The 21,970-nt window shown below is 57.3% G+C and carries 25 protein-coding genes; 18 read left to right on the forward strand and 7 right to left on the reverse strand.

Translation table 11 applies throughout. The features are described from left to right. Nucleotides 1–8 precede the first annotated feature (8 nt). The 12 genes from J2S62_RS04115 to J2S62_RS04165 all read left to right on the forward strand — a co-directional run bounded on the left by J2S62_RS04115 (nucleotide 9) and on the right by J2S62_RS04165 (nucleotide 10,428). A complete protein-coding gene (locus tag J2S62_RS04115) occupies nucleotides 9–446 on the forward strand; it encodes an OsmC family peroxiredoxin (RefSeq protein ID WP_310171711.1) in 438 nt (145 codons plus the stop codon). Nucleotides 447–639: 193 nt separating this feature from the next. Next, complete coding sequence (locus tag J2S62_RS04120; RefSeq protein ID WP_310171713.1) at nucleotides 640–1,584, forward strand: NADP-dependent oxidoreductase; 945 nt, start codon at nucleotides 640–642, stop codon at nucleotides 1,582–1,584. Nucleotides 1,585–1,920: 336 nt separating this feature from the next. Then, entirely contained in the window at nucleotides 1,921–2,271 is a 351-nt protein-coding gene (locus J2S62_RS04125) for a hypothetical protein (protein WP_310171714.1), read from the forward strand. 115 nt (nucleotides 2,272–2,386) lie between these two features. Further along, complete coding sequence (locus J2S62_RS04130; protein WP_310171716.1) at nucleotides 2,387–2,953, forward strand: type 1 glutamine amidotransferase domain-containing protein; 567 nt, start codon at nucleotides 2,387–2,389, stop codon at nucleotides 2,951–2,953. Nucleotides 2,954–3,178: 225 nt separating this feature from the next. After that, nucleotides 3,179–3,721: a 2'-5' RNA ligase family protein gene (locus J2S62_RS04135; RefSeq protein ID WP_310171718.1), complete on the forward strand. Its 543-nt coding sequence runs from the start codon at nucleotides 3,179–3,181 to the stop codon at nucleotides 3,719–3,721. Between the two features lie 10 nt (nucleotides 3,722–3,731). Further along, nucleotides 3,732–4,235, forward strand: coding sequence for a GNAT family N-acetyltransferase (locus tag J2S62_RS04140; RefSeq protein WP_310171720.1), 504 nt, complete (start codon nucleotides 3,732–3,734; stop codon nucleotides 4,233–4,235). Between the two features lie 141 nt (nucleotides 4,236–4,376). Continuing rightward, nucleotides 4,377–4,643, forward strand: coding sequence for an FAD-dependent oxidoreductase (locus J2S62_RS13570; RefSeq protein ID WP_344986476.1), 267 nt, complete (start codon nucleotides 4,377–4,379; stop codon nucleotides 4,641–4,643). After that, entirely contained in the window at nucleotides 4,640–5,488 is an 849-nt protein-coding gene (locus J2S62_RS04145) for an NAD(P)-binding domain-containing protein (RefSeq protein WP_344986473.1), read from the forward strand. Before J2S62_RS13570 ends, J2S62_RS04145 begins: the two co-directional genes overlap by 4 nt. 113 nt (nucleotides 5,489–5,601) lie before the next feature. Continuing rightward, on the forward strand, nucleotides 5,602–7,233 hold the full coding sequence (locus J2S62_RS04150) for a response regulator transcription factor (protein WP_310171721.1): 1,632 nt from the start codon (nucleotides 5,602–5,604) through the stop codon (nucleotides 7,231–7,233). A gap of 69 nt (nucleotides 7,234–7,302) precedes the next feature. Beyond that, nucleotides 7,303–8,484, forward strand: a complete 1,182-nt coding sequence (locus J2S62_RS04155) for a PD-(D/E)XK nuclease family protein (RefSeq protein WP_310171722.1) — start codon at nucleotides 7,303–7,305, stop codon at nucleotides 8,482–8,484. An 891-nt stretch (nucleotides 8,485–9,375) separates the two neighbouring features. Then, nucleotides 9,376–9,882, forward strand: coding sequence for a flavodoxin family protein (locus tag J2S62_RS04160; protein ID WP_310171724.1), 507 nt, complete (start codon nucleotides 9,376–9,378; stop codon nucleotides 9,880–9,882). A gap of 42 nt (nucleotides 9,883–9,924) precedes the next feature. Next, nucleotides 9,925–10,428, forward strand: a complete 504-nt coding sequence (locus J2S62_RS04165; RefSeq protein WP_310171726.1) for a methyltransferase family protein — start codon at nucleotides 9,925–9,927, stop codon at nucleotides 10,426–10,428. On the opposite strand, the gene J2S62_RS04170 is transcribed toward J2S62_RS04165, so the two are convergent. Both J2S62_RS04170 and J2S62_RS04175 read right to left on the reverse strand, forming a co-directional pair. Then, a complete protein-coding gene (locus J2S62_RS04170) occupies nucleotides 10,425–10,970 on the reverse strand; it encodes a hypothetical protein (RefSeq protein ID WP_310171727.1) in 546 nt (181 codons plus the stop codon). The genes J2S62_RS04165 and J2S62_RS04170 overlap by 4 nt on opposite strands. Before the next feature lie 101 nt (nucleotides 10,971–11,071). After that, entirely contained in the window at nucleotides 11,072–11,698 is a 627-nt protein-coding gene (locus J2S62_RS04175; RefSeq protein WP_310171730.1) for a M23 family metallopeptidase, read from the reverse strand. Between the two features lie 228 nt (nucleotides 11,699–11,926). Here J2S62_RS04175 and J2S62_RS04180 point away from each other — a divergent pair, with 228 nt between their 5' ends. The 5 genes from J2S62_RS04180 to J2S62_RS04200 all read left to right on the forward strand — a co-directional run bounded on the left by J2S62_RS04180 (nucleotide 11,927) and on the right by J2S62_RS04200 (nucleotide 15,742). Next, the gene (locus tag J2S62_RS04180) at nucleotides 11,927–12,286 is read left to right on the forward strand and encodes a VOC family protein (protein ID WP_310171732.1); all 360 of its coding nucleotides are present in this window, start codon (nucleotides 11,927–11,929) and stop codon (nucleotides 12,284–12,286) included. Nucleotides 12,287–12,348: 62 nt separating this feature from the next. Further along, nucleotides 12,349–13,122, forward strand: a complete 774-nt coding sequence (locus J2S62_RS04185; protein ID WP_310171734.1) for an SDR family oxidoreductase — start codon at nucleotides 12,349–12,351, stop codon at nucleotides 13,120–13,122. 189 nt (nucleotides 13,123–13,311) lie between these two features. Continuing rightward, entirely contained in the window at nucleotides 13,312–14,280 is a 969-nt protein-coding gene (locus J2S62_RS04190; protein ID WP_310171737.1) for an ATP-binding cassette domain-containing protein, read from the forward strand. A 7-nt stretch (nucleotides 14,281–14,287) separates the two neighbouring features. After that, the gene (locus J2S62_RS04195; protein ID WP_310171739.1) at nucleotides 14,288–15,121 is read left to right on the forward strand and encodes an ABC transporter permease; all 834 of its coding nucleotides are present in this window, start codon (nucleotides 14,288–14,290) and stop codon (nucleotides 15,119–15,121) included. Nucleotides 15,122–15,373: 252 nt separating this feature from the next. Continuing rightward, nucleotides 15,374–15,742 (forward strand): DUF1801 domain-containing protein, encoded by a 369-nt coding sequence (locus tag J2S62_RS04200; protein ID WP_310171741.1) that lies wholly within the window; start codon nucleotides 15,374–15,376, stop codon nucleotides 15,740–15,742. Nucleotides 15,743–15,895: 153 nt separating this feature from the next. Here J2S62_RS04200 and J2S62_RS04205 read toward each other — a convergent pair whose 3' ends face one another. Further along, a complete protein-coding gene (locus J2S62_RS04205; protein ID WP_310175711.1) occupies nucleotides 15,896–17,029 on the reverse strand; it encodes a N(5)-(carboxyethyl)ornithine synthase in 1,134 nt (377 codons plus the stop codon). Nucleotides 17,030–17,320: 291 nt separating this feature from the next. On the opposite strand from J2S62_RS04205, the gene J2S62_RS04210 reads away from it, so the two are divergent. Beyond that, nucleotides 17,321–19,039 (forward strand): AMP-binding protein, encoded by a 1,719-nt coding sequence (locus J2S62_RS04210; RefSeq protein ID WP_310171745.1) that lies wholly within the window; start codon nucleotides 17,321–17,323, stop codon nucleotides 19,037–19,039. On the opposite strand, the gene J2S62_RS04215 is transcribed toward J2S62_RS04210, so the two are convergent. From J2S62_RS04215 to arfB, 4 genes are all read right to left on the reverse strand, one after another. Further along, a complete protein-coding gene (locus J2S62_RS04215) occupies nucleotides 19,029–20,327 on the reverse strand; it encodes an FAD-dependent oxidoreductase (protein WP_310171747.1) in 1,299 nt (432 codons plus the stop codon). The genes J2S62_RS04210 and J2S62_RS04215 overlap by 11 nt on opposite strands. Before the next feature lie 32 nt (nucleotides 20,328–20,359). Continuing rightward, the gene (locus J2S62_RS04220) at nucleotides 20,360–21,067 is read right to left on the reverse strand and encodes a DUF5808 domain-containing protein (protein ID WP_310171750.1); all 708 of its coding nucleotides are present in this window, start codon (nucleotides 21,065–21,067) and stop codon (nucleotides 20,360–20,362) included. Next, entirely contained in the window at nucleotides 21,064–21,387 is a 324-nt protein-coding gene (locus J2S62_RS04225) for a PadR family transcriptional regulator (protein WP_310171754.1), read from the reverse strand. The genes J2S62_RS04220 and J2S62_RS04225 overlap by 4 nt, the downstream gene beginning before the upstream one ends. A 76-nt stretch (nucleotides 21,388–21,463) precedes the next feature. Continuing rightward, nucleotides 21,464–21,904, reverse strand: coding sequence for an alternative ribosome rescue aminoacyl-tRNA hydrolase ArfB (arfB, locus tag J2S62_RS04230; RefSeq protein WP_310171756.1), 441 nt, complete (start codon nucleotides 21,902–21,904; stop codon nucleotides 21,464–21,466). Nucleotides 21,905–21,970: the final 66 nt, after the last annotated feature.

Raw genomic sequence — 21,970 nt, forward strand, 5'->3', positions numbered from 1 at the left:
GAGTATGCATGCCACGTCCCATCACCAGCTCAGGCAAAGCCGTCTGGAACGGCGATCTACAATCCGGCAGCGGCACGACAAGTCTAGAAACGTCCCAGCTCGGCACGTTTCCAACGCACTGGAAAGCTCGCGCTGAGGAATCCGAGCAGGGCACGACCTCGCCCGAGGAGCTTATTGGTGCCGCCCTAGCGACCTGTTATTCTATGCAGTTTTCGAACATGCTCGCCGAAAATGGCACGCCCCCAACGACTATCGAGAGTACTGCGAACGTCACTTTCAACGCTGGGGAAGGCGGCATTACGGGCATCGAGTTGGTCAACAACTCGACTATCGAAGGTATCGAGGACGCCGACTTTCAGCGTCTAGCAGCCGAAGCGAAGGAGAGCTGCCCCGTCTCAAAAGCGCTCCAGGGTGTCGAGATCACTTTGAACGCGACGTTGTCCTAATTACGAATTTTTCGATCGCGTCCCTCGAAACCGTCCGGTTTTGGGGGACGCGTTTTGTTCTGAGGTTTGATGCAAGTGCCGATGAGCCAGCGTAGTAAACGGCTGCTTGAGCATGTGACGCGTTCAGTCGTGATTAGGACGATCATTACATTGCGCTGAGTGTTAATAGGAGTAAACGGCTAGGGTTGACTGTATGAAAGCTATCGCATTTAGTGCCCCGGGTGGCCCAGAAGTTCTTGAAGTAATGGACCTGCCAGACCCAGAACTAGGCGAAGGCCAAGTGCTGATACGTGTCCAAGCTACTGCGGTCAGTCCCGTCGACTTAGGAATCCGCGCTCGGAAACGTTCAGAACACCCGACTGTGGTGGGGATGGACGCTGCCGGAGTCATTGAGGCCATCGATGAAAATGCCGATACAGATCTGAAAGTCGGCGACAGAGTGATGGCTTTTATCTTGCCTTGCAGAGCTCATGGCGGATATGCACAGCGAGTTGCCGTCTCTGTCAATTCCGTTGCCCGTATGCCCGAGGGTGCTACCTTCGCTGAAGCCGCAACATTGCCGATGAACGGTCTCACCGCACGCCTTGCACTAGATACGTTGAACCTCCCGAAAGGCTCGACGCTCGCCGTCACCGGCGCCGCAGGAGTCATGGGTGGCTACGCCGTTCAGTTAGCTAAAGCTGATGGACTGACAGTAATTGCCGATGCGTCCGAAGAAGACGACGACCTTGTCGAATCGCTGGGCGCTGACATCGTTAAACTTCGTGGCGAGGGATTCGCTGACGCAGTCCGTGAAAAATTCCCCAATGGTGTCGACGGAATCATCGATGCCGCCGCGCAGACTGATGAAGTCGTTCCTGCGGCCAAAGATGGCGCGAAGATCATCACCATCCGTGGAGCCGAAGGGGAGCGTGACCGTGGCGTGACCCTGTATCCCATTTCCGTAGCCGATTATGACCAGCAGCGTCCAAAAATGGAGCAGCTACGCCAGCTAGTCGAAGATGGTGATCTGACCCTGCGGGTGGCTGATGTGCTTCCGATGGACCAAGCTCCAGAGGCACACCGCCGTATGGAAGCTGGGGGAGTCCGTGGCAGAATTGTGATCGAACTCGGTGACCTAGTAGACGCGCGTTCTTAATCTCACGCTAAGAATCTCGTGAGAAGGCAGGGTCCGAAGGTAGCTCAACGAAGTTTTAGCGAATTCACTGACCCCAAGGCGACCCTTTCTGGCCGCGACTTTGCTGCTGTAGTTGTGGAACAGACACTCCGGTTTCCTTTTCTGACTCGACCGCTGTGCTTCTGGGCCGCTCCGTAGTTCGGACATGTTTCCGCCCAAAAGCCTGAGCTCTTGCTGCAGTAAACGGTCGACACCCCTGATGCTTGGTGGGAATATAGAGAGACCGGGATTCGTCAGCAAACATCACCCCAAGAGTTTCCGGGTACAGATCGGGTGGCTGCGCAGTGAGGAGTTCAAATGCGCTACTTATTGTCATGGCACATCCGCGAAGCAGAGATGCGCACCCGTAGCCCAGCCTGGCGCGAAGAAGTGGTCGCATTTCTAGCCCAGTATGAGGATGAATTGTTCGTCAACTCCGAGCTCGATTGGGTCGAAGTGCTCGATCCGGAAACACAGGCGATCGTGGTCGGGCCAGGTGCGGAAGTTCGCAGTGGCTTTTATAATGCCGGTGGGAAGCCTTCAGCGAGAGTCTGGGCAATCCGCGTTGCAAGTCGCCAACGAGCGATAGACATAGCTTCCAAGTTCGCCGGTCAGCTCGACACATGGATCGAAGTCCGCGAATGCCTGCCCAGCGCGCAACGGCCATAGTATTTGGGCACCAACGACTAGTTTAAAAGCCATCGGCAGAACAGGTCTTGCCACTGAGACTGCATAGTGTTTGGGTGGAAATTGGAACCCGTCATCAATGATTTCAGGAGGATCCATGACTGAGAATCTGAACGGACATACCATCGCATTTGTTGCCACCAACGGCGTGGAACAGGACGAGCTGACTTCCCCATGGAATGCCGTGAAAGAAGCCGGAGCCACCCCGGTGCTGATATCGGATAAGGAAGACAGCATCACCGCCATGCAGGGCGACTGGGAGCACGGCGACTCGTTCCTTGTCGACCGGCACATCAGCGAGGCCAAAGCCGAAGACTTCGACTCCCTCGTACTACCGGGTGGCACCCTGAACGCAGATACTCTGCGCACCAATGAAGACGTCCTGAATTTCGTGCGTGATTTCTTCTCGGCTAAAAAACCGGTCGCATCCATCTGCCACGGTCCCTGGCTGCTCATCAACGCCGGCGTCGTCGATGGACGGACGATGACCAGCGTCGACAAAATCTCCATTGATCTCAAAAACGCTGGGGCGAAATGGGTGGACCAGGAAGTGGTCGTCGACAACGGGCTAACAACTTCCCGAAACCCCGGCGATCTTGAGGCATTCAATGCCAAGCTCATTGAGGAAGCAGCTGAAGGTAAGCACAGCAAGCAAACCACCTAATGTCACTGTGAGTTGATTCGCCAAACGCTTATGGCCCGCCACCGACCGATGTGTGGCGGGCCATTACTCTGGTAACTCAACGCCCAGATCTGTTGGGCGCCGGAGCCGACGAATAACCTCCACCACACGGTATTCTGTTTCAGAGCGGCGGCCTTCGCACAAATTGCGATGGCCGATGCTTATTCGTGGATTACCGAGTTTAGAAGTTCAAGGAAAGTACAAAAGATGGCGTCGCCGGAGAATATTTTGCTGCATCTTCCAGAAGAGGAAGAGCAACAGGTGCGAGAAGTGTTCGCGCTCCTGGAGGAGCGAGGCTTCCCGGCTCAGCAACAAACGCCACACATTACCATCACATTTTCCCCTTCAATGCAGGCCGACGTCGTGGAACGAGCCGCAGAACTACTCCCGCCGTTGATCCCTGCACGATTTCATCGAGTGGGTACCGTTGTTTTTGGCAGGAAACGGAAACAAACGGTGGCCTGGTTACTCGAGACTTCGGATGAGCTGGAGATTGCGGCCCGTGAGATTAGTGCGGCCAACCCCGATGGTCGTGGTCCTCGCTGGATTCCCCATTTGACAGTGGGATTGAGACTGCCACGTGAGATCGTGCCAGATTACATGCGCGCTCTCGACGAGCTGACGTCGTCTCAGCTCAACGAATTTACTGCAGTTCGGGCGGCACTCTGGCGGCCGCGAGCACAGGAACTCACCGTGCTCGCCGAGGCGACTACGCCAAACGGAACTCGAGCGAGACCACGGCAAACCTAGGACTGCAACGGTGGATATCTACGAAGCGCCCTCGAACGTTAGCATTCGCGCCTACCGAAGTGCAGACGCCGAGACGACCCTGCGCATCTTTCAAGAAGCAATCATGGTGACGGCCGCTGGTGACTATACCCGTGATCAGCTCAACGCTTGGGCTCGTCCCGATCAGCTTGACGTTACTGAGTGGGATCAATCAATGCTGCGCCGCAACAGCGTAGTGGCGAGCCTAGGAGGTCAGGTCGGGGGCTTCTCGGATGTCAGTAAGAACGGCTACATCGACATGCTGTATGTTTCGCCAGATTTCGCACGCAGAGGAGTACCCCGGGCGCTGATGGCTTTTTTGGAGAAGCAAGCGCGGAGCAATTCAGCGCAGCAACTCACCGCGAATGTGAGTATCACTGCCAGACCCTTCTTCGAAGCCGTAGGTTTTCACGTGCAGGCTGAACAACATCCTGTGGTCAATGGCGTGGTTATAACCAATTTCCACATGACAAAAGACCTCGTCTCGAGAGCCTGAGTCGAACCTTGGTTAGTGTCCCATGCCTGTTATGGGGCGAATTACCCATAGACCTACTTGCAGAAATGGGTATTGCTCCCGATGTCAGTCAGAGGTCGTGTCCGTAGCGTAGTGATTACGCAAACGACATCAGGAGCAGTCATGAAAACACAACACGTCGAAACAATTATCATTGGTGCCGGCCAGGCCGGCCTCTCGGCCGCCTATCATCTGCAGCGTAGGGGAGTGGAGTGCCTCGTCCTCGACGGGATCGCACGCATTGGTGACCAGTGGCGGGATCGCTACGACAGCCTCCGTCTTTTCACCCCGGCGTATGCTGACAGTCTCGATGGTCTACCGTTTCCAGGAGATAAGGAGGCTTTCCCGAGCAAGGATGACATGGCCGATTACCTAGAACTCTATGCATGACTCACGATCTATCCGTCCGGTTGCGCAGCCACGTACGGCGACTAGCCGAGGGCAGCGACGGTGGATATGTCGTTGAGCTGGAACGCGAACAGCAACGAGAACGCATCACGTGTGATTCTGTCATCATCGAGACCGGGACGTTTGGGCAAGAACCCAAGGTTCCAGGCTTTGCCGATGAGCTTGCGGATGACATTTTTCAGATGCATTCGATGCATTATCGTCATCCGGCGGATCTCCCGCACGGCCCGGTCTTGGTCGTTGGTGCCTCGTACAGTGGTCTAGACCTAGCGTTTGAGCTCGGTGCAGACCGGAAGACGACGCTGGTGGGCCCGGCTCGCGGCAACATTCCGTTTGAGTGGGGCTCGAGGGTTATGCGTAGGGCATTCCCGCTGATCGAGTTTATCTTCCAGCACGTTTTAACCAGGCGCACTCCAATGGGGCGGAAGGTCTTCAACAGTCTGCGTCACCACGGTTCCCCACAACTACGGGTTAAAGCCCACCACCTGGAAGAACGTGGGATCGAGTGGCTCCAAGAACATATTACTGGTGTCTCAGAAGACGACCTGCCCCAGCTGGTGAATGGACGGACGTTTGACGTGGCCTCGATCGTCTGGGCCACGGGCTTCAAACACGACTACTCATGGATAGCTCTGCCGCTTCCAGTTGAAGATGGCTGGCCGGTCGAGTATCGAGGTGTTGTAGAAGAACTACCAGGATTATTCTTTCTGGGTCTAGCCTTCCAATATGCCTTCAGCTCAGGTGAGATGAGCGGCGTCGGACGGGATGCGGCATATCTGGCCGACCGGATTGTCCAGCATAACCGAGCACACCTTCTGGCCGCTTGAGCCACCTCTGCCCGCAGAGCAGCCTTGGTCAACGACAACCTGGTGTCGTTGACCAAGGCATGTGCGTGTGGGCTGCCATCTGGGCAGCCGCCTGTGCGAATTAGAATAGTTTTATGAATGTGGTCAAAGCGCTGCACCGTGCACGTGAGGCTTACGAGCGTCGCGAATGGCTGACCGCCTATAAGACGCTCTCGGACCTCGACAACGCAGCGCTTGCGGCCACGGACTTCATTCGGTTGGCTGATACCGCTGAGTTGCTGGGCCATTCCAACGACGCTGTCCAGGCCTTACAACGTGCCCACCTTGCTGCACTTGGTGCCGGTGAGCCGATCATTGCGGCACGTGCCACCGCGCGTCTAGCGATGTTACTTGCTCTGCGGGGTGAAACGGCGGTAGCCGGCGGATGGCTTGCTACCGGCGAGCGCCTGCTCGAAGAAATCGGTGATGACGTCGTTGAACAAGGGTACCTGCTGGTTGCGCGCATGCTCGAGCGGGTCGGGGTGGGTGACCTGGAGACAGCCGCGAAAGTACCACCTCAGATCATTGCCTGCGCCCGACGCCACGGTGACGCCAACCTTTTAGCCATCGGGCTGAATCAGCAGGGCCGAATATTAACCGTGCTCGGACAGCTCACAGAAGGCGTCCGATTTCTCGACGAAGCGATGACCGGGATCGTCTCGGGCGAGGTCGATGATCCATTATTCGCCGGCGAAGTCTACTGCTCAATGATCGAGGCGTGCCAATGGATCGGCGATTGGGGTCGCGCTGCTCAATGGACCCGCGCGTTAACCACCTGGTGCAGCCAGGAGACCGGTCTGGTGGCCTTCACCGGCCAATGCGCGGTCCACCGGGCCCAGCTGATGCGCTTCAATGGCGCATTTGATGATGCCGTCATTGAACTGGAACGAGCTGTCGAACGTTATGAAGCGGTAGGTAACCGGGCTGCTATGGCACTGGTATACACCGAACGTGGCGATGTGTTGCGGCTGATGGGCGACCTCGAAGGAGCCGACGAAGCCTACGCTGCTGCCGTACTGCACGGCAGCGATGCCCAGCTTGGGCGGGCACTGGTGAGTCTGAGTCGCGGGAATATTGATCGCGCGGTGTCGGCGGTCCGTCGAGTCCTAGTAGCCGTTCAGGGTGATATTTTTCGACATCGAATCATCCCCGCGTGCGTCGAAGTCTTGCTGGCAGCAGGCCGCATCGAAGAAGCAGCGGCGCTCGCAGATGAGCTGGCTGTCATCGCTCAAGACTATGGCAGTACGGCGGTGGGGGCCGCGGCAAGTGTCGTTGCTGCCCAAGTTGGCCTTGCACGGGGTGACGCTGAAGCAGCACTGCCTGCGGCGAAAGCTGCCTTGCACTCCTGGTTAGACCTTGAGGCCGCTTATCAGGTGGCGCGTTCCCGCGTCCTGATTGGCCGCGCGCTCCAGCTCATGGGTGACGACGAAGGCGCTGCACTTGAGCTGCGCACGGCCCTGGCAGCCTTCGAATCACAGGGAGCGCTTGCAGATGCTCACGATGTAACCCAGCGGCTTGGCGGGGTCAATCGTCCCGGTGGGCTAACTGAGCGTGAGGTCGAAGTCTTGCGGCTCGTTGCCGCTGGGCGAAGTAATGCACAAATAGCTGATGACCTGCATTTATCAATCAAGACGGTCGCTCGGCACTTGTCGAATATCTTCACCAAACTCGACGTAAGCTCCCGAACCCAAGCCGCAGCGGTTGCCCGCCGATATGGCGTGGTATAAGTAGGGTCCTGATTACGTGACAGTGCTAAGTTGCTTTGCGCGGTAGCGATAGACCCTGGAGGAGTTGCATTGACTGACGAGTTGATTACCGAGCTACTACCCATACTCGGCAGGTCGCTTGATGTGGGCTTCAACGTATTCGACGTTATGCACCACGGAACCCATGAGAAACAGCTCTCCAATGTCTTCGGGTGGCTGCTAGATGTTGGTGGCACCCACAACCTAGGAGATCAGTTCCTCAGGATCTTCGTGGACGAGACAAACCGCACGAGGCCAGGGCACACTCCTTTGCCGTTCGAGGGCCTCCGAGTGCAACAGGAAGTCAATACGGCATCTGACACGGGAGAAGTCGATATCGCTGATCTGGTGCTTGAGAACAACACTGCGCGGCTCGTTATCGAAAACTATTTCACCTCCGATGGCCACGGTCATAGTTATGCCACCTACCTGCAATACAGCCGTCAGGGCGGGCGTCGAGGAGCAGTCGTCTTGCTGTGTCGCGATGAAGACCGAAATCGGTTGTCACAGGGGTGGGAAGACTCCCATATCTTGACCTATCGAGCTTTGATCGCCCGTCTCTATGCTGTCGTCTGTGACGATGTCCTCTATCAACAGCAGAACCCGGATGCCTATTCTTTCATACATCAAATGCATCGAAAGTTCGTTCGTGAAAGGAGCCTTGTGGAAGATCGTGATGTGTTGAAATTCGTGACCGCGCTGAGCCATACCGGAGAGGCAGCACGATACGGATTCTTACGGCAGGAGAAAGTTGCCGAGCAGTTCGCCAGTGATATTGCTGTGCAGGCCAGGCAACGTTTCGTCGAAGGGCGGGAACTACTGCAACGCCTCAAAGCGTTACTTCGAGCGTTCAGCGAGGGGCCTCTGAAGGAGCAGCTCAATGCCACGCTCGATCTTGCTCAGGTTCACAAAGTGAGTATGACCTATGCCGGGATTTATCAATGGACTATTAACTTGGAGATGGATGGTTTGCCCAGTGCTGCTGACCAGCCCCTGATTCAACTGAAGTTTGGTCCCACCGCATGGTTCGCTAATGTGCAGGACGAGTACTGGAAATACCGAGTTGAACCGGAGTACGTAGATTACTCGAAAGTCTTTATCGCAAGAACAGATACTCGGACGCTTCGACAATCGAGTGTAAGGTTGCAAGAAATTCTTGACGGTCTGGAGTCCTCTGATAGTAGGTTGCACGACGAAATCATAGAATCACTTGCTGCCGAGCCGGGGTTCTGAACCGGAACACCGACTCGTATTTGTTGCTGATGGCAACGGTTTGAGCTTTATCCAAGCTCACTACCGCTACAATATTGGCGGTTCGGATGCGTCATTCTCGCGATCGCGACTTTGTATCCTCACGAATGTAATCTATCGCGGGGTTAACCTCGCGCGGCGAAGGTCTGAGACGTATTGTGGCTGCTGTAAGAACGTCGTTACTCAAAGGAGTTGCCGTGAACTGGCTATTTAGAATTTTACGATTCCGTGGTGATTTTCGTGCCGCGCGTCGGGGACCAAGGGCAATGGCAGGACGTGCCGGCCGACGCGGTATTAGTAGGCTTCTACGACGTTTCTTACGATAGAGCCGGGATTCATGAGCGAAAAGCTGTCCGTGGGCCTCACGAAATAGACTCCTACCGATGGGAGTGTTGACCCATTGCTTTCTGAACCCGACTCTCAGGACCTCACAATCGAGCAGTACCAACCCCAGGAGCGCGAGCACCTGCTTGAGATAGCGATCCAGGCCTGGAGACCGGTCTTCGAGCGCATGCGAGACGCGGTTCCGGGATTTGTGTTCGACAACTTCTACCCCGACGGCCGGGAAGCGCGTCAACTGTCCGACCTTGCAGCTGTCCTCGACAAGCAAGACGAGAGAGTTGCCGTTGCCAAGAGGAACGACCGAGTCGTTGGGTGGGCTTGTATTCGCTTGCATCCCGAAGATCGGATGGGTGGGCATGGTGGAGACAGGCGACGATCCCGGACACGCCCCAGCGCGAATGACGTATGAAGCGGCGGGTTACAAACGGTGGCCCGACGCGCGCTACTTCAAAGAACTCTGAAAGCGACGAGTCGTCAGCGACTTTCGTACGCCGTCTCGCCCTCTATTGCGCGGTGTGTCATTCTGGAGATATGACACATTTGTTGGTGATTCATCACAGTCCGACTCATAGCGTTCAGCAGTTGCTTGATGCGGCGCTGCGCGGAGCTAACCATCCTGACATCGAAGGGGTTCAGGTCACCTCCAGGCCTGCCTTGGCTTGGGCGCGTGACGAAGAGGACGAAACATTGATTCAACAGGCAGATGGCTACCTATTCGTGACGCCGGCGAACTTCGGGTACATGAGCGGGGCGCTCAAACACGTTTTCGACAGCACGTTCCTCAAGATTGGTGGGTCACTCAGCGCCGATGGGAGCGCAAGCGGCGGCGAGACAGCGACGCAACGACGGCTCTACGGGCTCATTGTGCACGGCCGCTACGATACGACCGGGGCGGTTCGCTCGGTGGAAGGTATTGTCGGTGGGCTGGGATGGCGTCGGGGCGGTGAGATCGTTGAAGCAATGGGTGATGTCACCGAAGAAGACCTTGAGGCAGCTGAAGATCTAGGTGCCACCATCGCTGTGCAACTGATGGACTAACTGCTGCACTGACGTGGTAGTTCTGGAACAGAGGGGAAGGTCATGGGGAGAAAGAATGACCAATCTAATGCAGGCGGAGCCTTGCCCAAGGGCCACGTTCCTCCGCCAGTGCTGGCAGCTGTCGCATTCGGTGCTCAGCGGCTCGTGAGTCGGCGGAAATCGAGCACAAAAACCTCGCGCCTCTCCGGGGCACTCCTAGTGGTTGGCTCAGGAGTGTTAATGGGGAGCGCGGTGATACAGTTTCGCCGCAGCCACACGACCGTTAATCCGAAGACGCTCGACACCACTGCACTTGTCGTGACGGGCCCGTATAAGCTGACCCGCAATCCGATGTATGTGGGAATGACTGGGCTGCTCGTGGCTCATGCACTGACTCGACGATCATGGCTCGCATTAGTGCCGGCCGGGTTGTTTGCAGTCACTATGAACCAGATACAAATTCCTGCCGAAGAAGCCGTACTGCAACAGCGATTTGGCGCTTCTTTTGAACGGTATCGGGGGAACGTGCCCCGATGGCTGGGGAAACTGCAGAACGTGCGCTATTAGAGCTTCGCTAGCAGCTCCTTCCAAACTGGACGCCAGTACTGAATAGCTTCTGCAGAGTCGAGTTTCGAATGCTGCAGCCCCACGGTTGATTTGCCGCCTGGTTTATCACTGATATTGACCACGACTCGAGTCCCGTCGGCCAGCGCCACACGCCAGTAGCGCCAACGATCGGTGCTTGAGGTCGATGGTTCATCCTCAATCGGCACGCCGCCAAATTCAGTGTACGATTCGACTAGCTCTAGCCATGCCTGCAGCGTTTCGTCCATATTGCCGGGCACAGTTCGTGTGGTCGAAAGCTGGAAGTCGCCAGCACTCGTCTGCCCGGGGACTCGCAGCCCGGCATGCTGTCCAAACGCCACAGCAGTGTGTTGGGCCCACCACTCTTTTTGCTCAACGGTTTCCGGCATGAGTTTAAGAGCAAGGGCAGCGATCTGGGTGTGGTCCATCCGACGAGCATCTGACTTGTCGAGCAGTGCTATCCAGTCATCCCAAGAACGGCCGGTAGCAGCCGCGACCGCAGAGGTATTCGATGATTTGACCATGTCACCATTGATACCAGAGATTTAGGTGTCACGACTGGCGCAAAGCGCTCGCCACTTAGATAAATCCTGCCGTGCGTGAGCGTACGCTGTTTGAGCACTGGTTAGCTCACATCGACAACGGTCCCATTTCGAGGAATCGACCGATTGAATTGAATAGGCACAGCACGAGCTCGCGTGATGTCACGCCCGTCGACCGCATGGAGATGCAGGTGCGGTTCGGTGCTATTCCCAGAGTTGCCACAACGTCCAATTGGCTGGCCCGAAACAACATGTTGGCCAAGAGTGACTTCCACACTGCCATGCTGGAGATGGCACAACACAACAACGGCGAAGCCTGTCAGGCGTGTGGCCTCAATCAGAACGTGGTTGCCAAGCAGGGCATGCCGACCAACGGTTGCTCGGCGGCGCTGACTCGCAGCGTAACCAACCGACGGGAAGCCTCGATACGCGGCATGGTCAATCTCAGCATTGTGAACTCCGATGACAAGACCTGCAATGGGGGAGAGGACCGGTCGTCCGAAACCGACGAATGCTTCAGGCGGTTCAGATCGGAACAGTGACCCTAGCTTAAACGGCGCTGAACGCCCAGCATCGTCAACGGGCACAAAATCAATGGCATAGCTGAGACCAAATCGGGGTGTGCCATGGCTTGGCACTCGATTCGCGGGGCTGTTGCGAACCTGCCATCTCCCGCGAAACGGGTAATCGAGCTCCAACGGTCCTGACATGTGCTCACCTGCTATCTGCCAGCAGTGGTCTAACCATCTTAGGCATTGTCTTGTCGTGGGTGCGAGGTGGGATTAGTCTTTGAACATGGCGCTGTCCGTTGAGAGTGCTCACGGCGAGACAGCGAGACTAAGTTAACTTCCACCGTTTGCTCTCGCCCGATGACACCCGCTGGGTTCACCCCAGCCCCGAGAGATCTTCCGACCAATCCGCATTAACGGAGGTCTTCTATGAAATTGCCCCAGCATCATGCCATCAGTTACATCGAGTTCGGGGTGACCGATCTCGCTGCGACCAAAGCCTTCTATGAGGCGGCCTTCGGGTGGGAGTTCAACGACTACGGTCCGGCATACAGCGGAATCAAGTCACCGGACGGGGAAGGTGAAGTAGGCGGTCTCAATCCTAGGCTCGAGCCTAGTGGCGCAGGTCCTCTTGTGTTGCTCTTTTCCACGGACCTGGATGCAACAGTCACGGCCGTACAGCACGCCGGAGGAACGATTGCGGCCCCGCCCTATGAGTTTCCAGGTGGGAGACGATTCGAGTTCCTCGATCCAAGTGGTAACCGCCTGGGGGTCTACGCAGATCAATAAAGCTGTCGCCGATCGAGTTGTCTGGGTTCGCGCGACCATCGACAGGAGGAGGTTGGCCCGACATGAAGATCGTCGTTCTCGGAGCTACCGGCACTATCGGAGCAAAGATCACCGAGCATCTACAAACCACCGGTCACGAGGTTGTCCAAGCCAGCCGCAGTCGTGGGGTCGATGCCGCCACGGGGGAGGGACTTCACGACGCATTCACCGGGGCTAACGCCGTAATCGATTGTCTCAACATCGAAACCCTCAGCGAGAAGAAGGCCGTCCGCTTTTTCTCGAAAACCTCTCACAACGTGGTGAGAGTAGCGCGGCGGACGGGTCTTACTCACGTGCTGTGCGTCGGGATTGCTGGTGCTGCGGATCCGAAAGTCAACGCGGCAAACGGCTATTACAAGGGGAAAGCAGTTCAAGAGAAGATCTACCAGGCTTCAGGCCTGCCTGTGACGGTCATTCATTCGACCCAATGGTTTGAGCTCATTGATAACTTGGTACGGCGCGCCTCCGTGGGGCCGGTTACGCTGTTGCCAACGATGCGCATGGCCCCGGTCGCGGCAGATTCCGTGGCTCGTCTTGTCGCAGACTGCGCGGTGGCTGATCCTCCGAGCGGTGTACAGCGGGTCGCAATACGAGGCCCCGAGATCACCACCGGGGTCGATATGGCTCAGGCGATCCTCGCTGCTCATGGTCGCGTCGGAGGTCGACGTCCACGCATACTCAAACAGGTGCCATTTCTCGGCAAAGCGACGGCGACCGGCGGCCTTATACCCCAAGACACCATCGTGGATGACATCACACTGGAAGCCTGGCTTGGGATGGCGTCGAGCCCCACCTGACGATCTGCCCTGGAACGGTCGGGTTGCCACTGCTCTTCCGAACATGCCGTGTTGTCACAGGAAGCATGTTCCGGGCAAGATCTTGTTCGGTGATTGAGCGAGGCGTAAAATTTCTTGCAGCGGTCAACCCCGAACGTCTATGACGCATGACAGAAGCAGCGAGGGTAACCATATGGACCCGGTGCGGACATGACACCCCACGATGCAGCTGGCCCTACGTTAGCTGTCGAAACGCAAAATCTGACTCAACGGTTTGGTCGTAGCGTCGCCGTTGATAATCTCAGCTTGCAGATCGCCCAAGGTGGGGTCCATGCCTTGCTGGGGCCAAACGGTGCCGGAAAAACTACGGTCATCCGCGTTCTAACCACCCTACTTCGCTCCACGAGCGGACACGCCACAGTGCTTGGTTACGATGTCGTCACCCAAGCTGCCCAGGTTCGGCAACGGATCGCACTGACCGGTCAATTCGCCTCGCTCGATGAAGACCTCACCGGTCTGGAAAACCTGGCAATCTTGGCACGGCTACGGGGTCTGCGCGGACGTGCTGCCAAGAACCGGGCGGGAGTCATGCTTGATGCGTTTGGCCTGTCTGAAGCCGCTAGCCGCCAGGTGAGAAACTACTCCGGCGGTATGCGGCGTCGCCTCGACATTGCCGCCTCGCTCTTGGTCCGCCCCGAACTACTCTTCCTCGATGAACCCACGACCGGCTTAGATCCGCGGAGTCGAAATGATGTTTGGCAGGCCATCCGTACGCTGGTCAGTGCTGGCACGACCGTCATTTTGACCACCCAGTATCTAGAAGAGGCTGACCAACTGGCCGATCGTGTCACCGTCCTGGCCAAGGGTCGCATTGCAGCCGAGGGTACCCCTTCCGAACTCAAAAAGATAGTGGGATCGGGCATCCTCCAGATCCGTTTCGACCAAGCCGACCACGCTCGGCTCGCCATGGACCAGCTCGACCAGCGGCACACGAACCTCGCCGAACTCAACAGCGAAGGGCTGACCGTGCGGGTACGGATGACTGATACCTCCGAGGCCGCCATCCTGGTCTCGCAGCTGCAACAAGACGGTCTGCACATCACTGAATTCTCCTTGGGACAGCCCAGTCTCGATGAAGTATTCCTAGCACTGACCGCTCCGCAAGCTTCCAAGGAGTAACACAACGATGAACGCTAAACCCAGCGCGGAAGCACGTGTCGTACGACTCGACGATACGCTTGATACTCATCAACAAGTCGAGCTTCTCGGACCCGGGCGCGCGGTACTGACCTTCACGTGGCGCTCTCTGCTCAAGATCCGGCACGTCCCCGAACAACTGCTAGACGCCGTGTTGTATCCGGTGTTATTTGTGCTGATGTTCGTCTACGTCTTAGGCGGTGCGATCAGCGGCACGCCCGAAGACTACCTGCAGTACGCACTTCCCGGGATACTGGCCCAAACGATCATCTTCCTGACGATCTACACCGCGATGACCATCAACGCCGATATCCAAAAGGGCGTCTTCGAAAGATATCGTACTCAGCCCGTGTGGCGCCCCGCCCACTTGGTCGGAGCGCTGCTGGCCGATATGCTGCGGTACGGTATCGCCACCGTACTGACCCTCATTGTGGGATTCGTTCTCGGGTACCGCGCTTCGGGTGGACTCCTCGGTGTCCTCGCCGGGGTGGGACTGCTGTTCCTGTTTTGTTTTGCGCTGAGTTGGATGTGGCTTGTGGTCGGCTTGAAAGTCCGCACACCAAGCGCAGTCCAGGGCGTCTCGGTGCTGATCTTGTTTCCGCTCACGTTTGTGAGTTCCGCCTATGCGCCACCCGAAACGATGCCGACGTGGTTACAAGCCTTCGTTAACGTCAATCCGGTAACCCACGTTGTTGACACGCTGCGCGATTTCATGAATAACGAGGCGACGCTGTCGGGCGTGCTGATACTACTAGGAATGACCGCTGTGATCATTGCGATCTTCGCTCCCATTGCTCTGCGAATTTACAACCGCATTTCCTGATTTAGCCTTGCGAATCAGAGCCAGAACGTGCCGAAACCTACACTGGCCTAGCGCTGGAAACGTGCCCTCGTAGGTTAGTATCATGGAGTTGTGGCCGCGTTATGCGCCACCGACAGCGCTTCCAGATCTGAGAATCTGAATCACTGTGGAGAGGACTGAACTTCTCAGGACATGTCCACGTGGGGTGCTGCGCTAACCAGCGCGTTAACCTCGCAGCCGATCTGATCGATCGGCATTTTGAAAGGATATGTCATGGCAACCAAAGACGAGAAGAATCTGCAGAAAGTCCTCAACAAGATTGCAAAAATGCAGGAACCTGAGCGGTCCGTCATGCAGCGTATGCACGAGGTCATCACCACGGCGGCGCCTCACCTTAAAGCACGCATTTGGTACGGCATGCCAGGTTATGCCCTCAGTGCCAGCAGTGCGGTGTTGGTGTTTTTCCGCAAGGACGACCTGATGACTCTCGGGATCAGTGAAAAAGCTGAGCTGAAACCAGCCGGTGGCAAAGATGGCCTGCTGATTCCAGCGGCCTGGTATTTCGAAGCACTCGATGAGGTCACTGAAAAGCGAGTGGCCGAGATCGTTCGAGCTGTAGTCCCTGTATCAGAGTCCATCTAGTATCGATTCCGCAAACCGCTGCGGCGGCCTCTGCTGGCATCCAGCAGAGGCCGCCAAAGCGTCACCACGATGCGGGTGCCATCCGCAAACGCTACACGCCCGTAGCGCAGCGATACCAGCAGTATCCGAAGGCTGAATCAGGTGTTCTTTGGATCAGCCAACAAATGTGTGCGGATAGTCTGCCGAACGACCTTGAAAACTCAAGATGCTCGGGTTTTTAATCATGCCATCTTGGATCTCTATTGCACGAGCTACCGTAGAACTTTCTGCCCAAGCTGCAGGACCTTCCATGACGGTGCGAAGGTACGGCAACAGTGCCTCACTGATTTCCCACGTGGCGGAGTTCCACAGGTAGGACGGGCTGTGATCCACGGCGTAGTAGTTCACTTCATGCCCCACGGTAAACGTCGGGTCCTCAAATTCGGTGGGTTTGGCCCATTCAAAGCCCATGCCTTCATCACACGACACGTCAATGATCAGGCTGCCAGCGTCGAAATGTTTGAGATCTTCCGTGCGCAGGTAGGTCATCGGTGCCGCAACATTTTGGAGCGTACAGTTGACGACTATGTCGTGGCTGGCCAAGAACTCCGGTAACAGCACGTCGCCATCTTCTGTGGGCACCGTGCTGAGATAGGCTGCGCCATCGTCGGTGTTGAGCTGGGTGATGTGTGCTGCGTGTATTGGTGAGCCGACGGCGGCGACACCCCGCTGGGTTAGCACCTGAACGTCGTGGATCCCGTGGGCTTTGAGCGCGGTGACGGCGCCTCGTGCCGTGGCTCCGAAGCCTATGACGACCGCGCTGCGTCGGGGACCGTAATCGCCGGTGTATCCGACCAGACTCAGTGCGTGCAGGACCGAAGCGTAGCCAGCAAGCTCATTATTTTTATGGAACACATGCAGGTTGAAATCACCCCGACTGGTCCAGTGATTCATCGCCTCAAAAGCGATCAACGTGAGCCGATTATCGATGGCGGTTTGGGTGATCTCTGTGTCCTGAACACAATGCGGCCATCCCCATAGAACGCGACCCGCCGGTATGGCGCCCATATCCTCAGCCTGCGGTTTCGGCAGCACCAACACGTCAGCGGCTTCGAGGACTTCCGAACGTTCAGCGACGCGCCCGACGCGCGCCTCAACGTAACCAGGTTCAAGTTGGAAATCCGCGCCGTAACCCCGTTCGACGATCATCCGAGCACGCACGTCTGCGTCGATGCGATCCAAATGATGAGGATGAATCGGAAGGCGCTTTTCGTTCTCCATCGACGAGCTGCCAAGAAGCCCGAGCATCAACAGCGACTTTTGTGGCGGGCTACTGTGTGCTGCAGCGACTGGGGTTGGAGAAAAGTGATCAGTGGTACCGGGCATGCGCCCTCCTTATTGTGGAACCCAGGTCGGCTCCGACCTTGAGTCTACGCCGCTTACGGCTAATGCCAATTCGGGCAGCGGCATAGTGGACGCAGCTTGGGCCACGTCAAGAAGCAAACATTTCAGGTACCGAGTGAACCAGTGACACGACCCGCCCGTTACCGCCTAGTCTGGAACGAGAACTATCTGAGATACGAGAGGTGGCAAGGGCACATGCAGACACTAGAGGACCGCTGGGAAGCTTCATATGACCCTAGGGTTCGGCGGCACCTGGACTACCCAACCGGCTCGCTTGTCGATGAATTTCTCAAGGCGTGCCATACCTACGCGGACAAACCGGCATTGGATTTCTTTGGTGCCAGAACACGGTATGCCGAGCTTTCCGAACAGGTCGAAGGCCTAGCATTTGCCCTCCACACGATGGGTATCGGCAAGGGCTCTCGCGTCGCCCTGCTCATGCCAACCTGTCCACAACATGTCGTGGCGTTTTACGCAGTGCTGCGCGCCGGAGCCACCGTTGTGGAACACAACCCGTTGAGCTCGCCCGAGGAACTTGAACAGCTCTTTGCAGACCACAGCGCTGAGGTTGCGATCGTGTGGGACGCTGCCGCAGAAAAACTGCTGCAACTCCCGGAACCCGTTCGCCCTCGTGTGGTGGTGTCAGTCAACTTGATCGAAGAGATGCCCCGACTCAAACGAGCGCTGCTGCGCCTGCCATTGTCCAAGGCGCGGGCATCACGCGAGCAACTGAGCCAGCCGGCGCCACCACAAGCCGTGCCGTACTCCCAACTGTTGCGCAGCAAGGGCCGGGCACCGGAAGTATTGCGCCCCAGCGCCGAAGACGTGGCGTTGTTGCTGTACACTTCGGGCACTACCGGCACGCCTAAGGGTGTGCCCCTGACCCACGCCAACTTGCTCGCCACCACAACTCAAGCCAAGGAGTGGGTCACGACGATCGTTCCTGGTGAAGAAGTCTTCATGGCATGCTTGCCGCTGTTTCATGTCTTCGGGTGCTCCTTGTCGATGAATGCTGGGATCAGCGTGGGTGCGATGATTCACCTGATTCCCAAGCCCGAAACAGGTCTGATCTTAGATGCCATCAAGCGTCGGCCACCGACCACCATGATCGCCGTCCCGCCACTATTTCAGCGTATCGTCGACGGTGCCAAAGAACGGGGTGTCTCACTGGCTGAGATTCGCACTGGCGTCGCGGGTGCGATGCCCCTGCGACCCGAACTGATTACTGCCTGGGAAGACGCAGCCGGTGGGTATCTCATCGAAGGGTACGGTCTGTCAGAATGTTCGCCGATCGTTGCCGGAAATCCGGTCAATGCAACACGAACGGCGGGCTCGATTGGCGTGCCCTTCCCGGATACCGATGTCCGCCTTGCTGATCCAGAAGACCTAGACCGAGATGTCGAGCTTGGTGAACCCGGCGAGATTTTGGTCAAAGGACCGCAAGTATTTTCGGGGTATCACGAACGCCCGGAAGAAACTGCAGCTGCGTTCTACGACGGCTGGTTCCGCACCGGTGATATCGCAACAGCCGACGACAACGGTTTCCTGCGCATTGTGGACCGGTTGAAAGAAGTCGTCATCACCGGCGGGTTTAATGTCTACCCCTCTGAGGTAGAAAACGTCATTCGTACCCAAGATGGCATTGAAGATAGCGCAGTCATCGGTCTGGTCAATGAGCAAGGCGACGAAGAAGTCATCGCCGCGCTCGTCACCGCTGACGGTCTCCTGCCTGACGTGGACCGCTTGCGGCACCTGCTCAAAGACAAACTCACGAGTTATAAAGTGCCCCGGCGCTTCCACGTGTTGGCCGAACTGCCGCGCAATGAGATGGGCAAGGTGCTGCGCCGCGAGGTCAAAAACCAATTACAGAAAGTGGACCGGCTCCGCAACGAAAAGCGTGACATCACACGCTGACGTTCGAGGCGGGTGGAACGGGACGACGCGCCCAGCGCGGAATCTTTTCCGACCGGGGACCTACTCCCACGATAAATGCAGGAACAGCGCTCAGCCACGGCGCCCGTTGTAGAACTTGCGACACGAGTGCTGGTACCTGCAGACTTCGGCGGTCTTGCAACACCGGCATAATGACCACAGCATGCGCGAGGCGTTGCAATCCCTGCAGCAAAATCGTGGGAACGAGTCGTCTGCGTTGCACTTGTGCGAGCAGTCGCTGACCCCCGTGGGTTCCGAAAATTCCGCGGCGTAGTGGGGTGGCCAATAACCGGGCCGCAGCTACGGCATCTTGAATAGCCAGGTTGATACCGATGCCACCTACAGGCGACATGGCATGAGCGGCGTCGCCAATGCACAACACTCCGGGGCCGTACCAGCGGCGTAAGCGATCAACCCGCACAGCCAGATGCTTGACGTCGTCCATCGATTCGATGCTTGTGACCTCTTCGGCCACTTCGGGGAGCAGCTCAGCTGCTTGAGCTCGAAAAGCTTCGATTCCCTGAGCGCGGATCTCAGCGTTAGCACCTTTAAGACCAAGCTGCGCCACCTGGAGATATCCTTCGCGAGGGATAACGATCGCAATGCGGTTTTGATAAGCCCGGGGGAGGAGCGCATTGCCAATATCGCGGCCGGTGTCGATGCGATACCACCACACATCGAAGCCGACAGGTGTTTCCTTGACCGGCAGCGAGGCGGCTCGTCGGACGGTGGACCAGCGACCGTCACATGCCACGGTCAGATCAGCCAGCAACCGACCCTCACCATCCGGCGAGCGGTAATCGACGCCTATAACGCGCCCCTTATCCCGAACCACATCGGTCACTTCATGTTGGGTCAGCAGCGTGAAATTTGGTTCAGTTGCTGCAGCCTCGGCAAGCAGATTCAGAAGATCCCACTGCGGAACCATGGCGATATAACGATGCTGTACAGGTAACCGCCGAAAATCTACCAGGACCACCCCGTTGCCTTCGGCATCGGGTAACTGCAAATGCGACAGCCGTGATTGCGGCAGGTCGTCAAACCGGTCAAACAGACCTAAGTCATCCAGTAGGGCCATGGTGCTGGGATGCACGGTGTCGCCACGAAAATCTCGCAGAAAGTCGGCGTGTTTCTCTAACACCGTGACCGATATACCAGCGCGAGCCAGCAACAGTCCAAGCACCAACCCGGCAGGTCCAGCTCCGGCAATAGCGCACGTTGTTGTTCTGGTAGCAGGGCCTGAGCCGGATGAATCGTGTGAGGTAGCCATGATGCGACACCCTTCGACAGGTGCGTTACATTTTACCTGCTTTGCTGAGTGCTGTTACGGCGCAGTCTGCGATCAAGCCGACGGAGTGCACTGCGCACGGTTGTTACCAGCACTCCGGTGCTTACCGCAGGGGCAGTTATAACACCGGCCAGCGGAAGTAAGCGGGCAGCGTCTGGGTTATCGGCTTGGCGGGCCGCTGCGGTGATCAGCACCAGTGACATGGCTTGCAGTCCCAACGCTTGGGCTGATGCTGTCACATCCACGGTCGACCGTGTATTTGAGGTGGTCGCACGTCGGGTAGCGATCTCGGCCCATAACCCTGCCCCAACAGAAAGCAGCACCGGAGTTGCCATCGCAGCGACACCGTTGCCCCAGCGGGTCGGGCGGAACGATAGGCCCCAGTTTGTCGGAAGTCGCTCGTAGCGCTGGGCAGTATAAGCCCCTGCGATGACCACAGCAGCGGCCCCTGCAAGCGGGCTGATGCGTAAGGCTTTGAGCGTGGCGGGTGGGATATGGTCAACCAGATCTGGAACGGAATCGTCGGGCCGCAACAGCCCGAGTCGAACCGCTACGGCACCGATATTCAGGTCCCACCCGATGCCAACGGTCCGGGGTACAAAAAGGTTTGGGTTCTCTGGTTCGAATGCACGAAGTCGAGCTTCAGGGTTGGTCAATCCAGCAAGAGAAACCGGGACGCCGAGCACGCGTCGTACGGCTTCTTCGGGTTGCGTTGTCGTCATAGCAGTCCTTTCAGCGCAGTGGATACGGCACCCACGAGAGCGCTCCATTCGCTCTGAAGATCCTTGAATCTTGCAGAGCCGCGGTCAGTTACCCGGTACACCTTGCGTGGCGGACCCACGGGAGATTCCTCCCAATGAGTTTCCAACATCCCGGTTTTGCGGAGCCGGGCAAGTAAGGGATAGAGCGTGCCTGAAGATAGGTCAGAGCCCAGTGTCTCCGTCAAGGTTTCCAACAGGGCCCCACCGTAGGTCGGCTGATCCTTCAGCGTCGCTAAGACGACGAGCTCAAGGACACCTTTTCGCATTTGCGATTCGGCCACCGAACACCTTCTCTCCTACGCCTAGTACCTTGTAATACATAATAGTCGGAGTCGAGCCTCGTGACTAGAGCATGAGCTAATCCATCGGCGGGCGTTTTCGGTTCTGCTTGATCTCGGCACGCTGACGTTTTGCTGCTAGACGGCGGCGCTGTGACCCGCGGGTCGGTTTGGTTTTGCGGCGAACCGGTTGGGGTGCCAGGGCATCGCGCAACATGGAAGCCAGGCGCTGCCGAGCGGCTTTTCGATTCCGCAGCTGGGATCGGTGTTCCGAGGCCGTGACGGTAAGAGTGGTCTCGGACAGTCGCTGTTCGAGATTTCGAAGTACGCGATGGCGTTGAGTTTCGGTCAGTGCGGCCGTGGCGCCGAGGTCCAGGCTGAGTTGGACGCGCGAGTCGGTCGTGTTCACTCCCTGGCCGCCGGGCCCGGAGGCGTGCGTGAATTGTTCGACGAGGTCTTTGGCCGGCACGACGAGACCTTTGGGAATACCCGGTCCAGCGGGTACAACGAGATCGTCCATAATGCCAGTGTGGCATATCCCGGGCGTGGGTTGAGATGGCACATATTGTCTGTGAAAGCTTATCTT

The organism is Enteractinococcus fodinae (genome assembly GCF_031458395.1).
GTDB classification, from domain to species: Bacteria; Actinomycetota; Actinomycetes; order Actinomycetales; family Micrococcaceae; genus Yaniella; species Yaniella fodinae.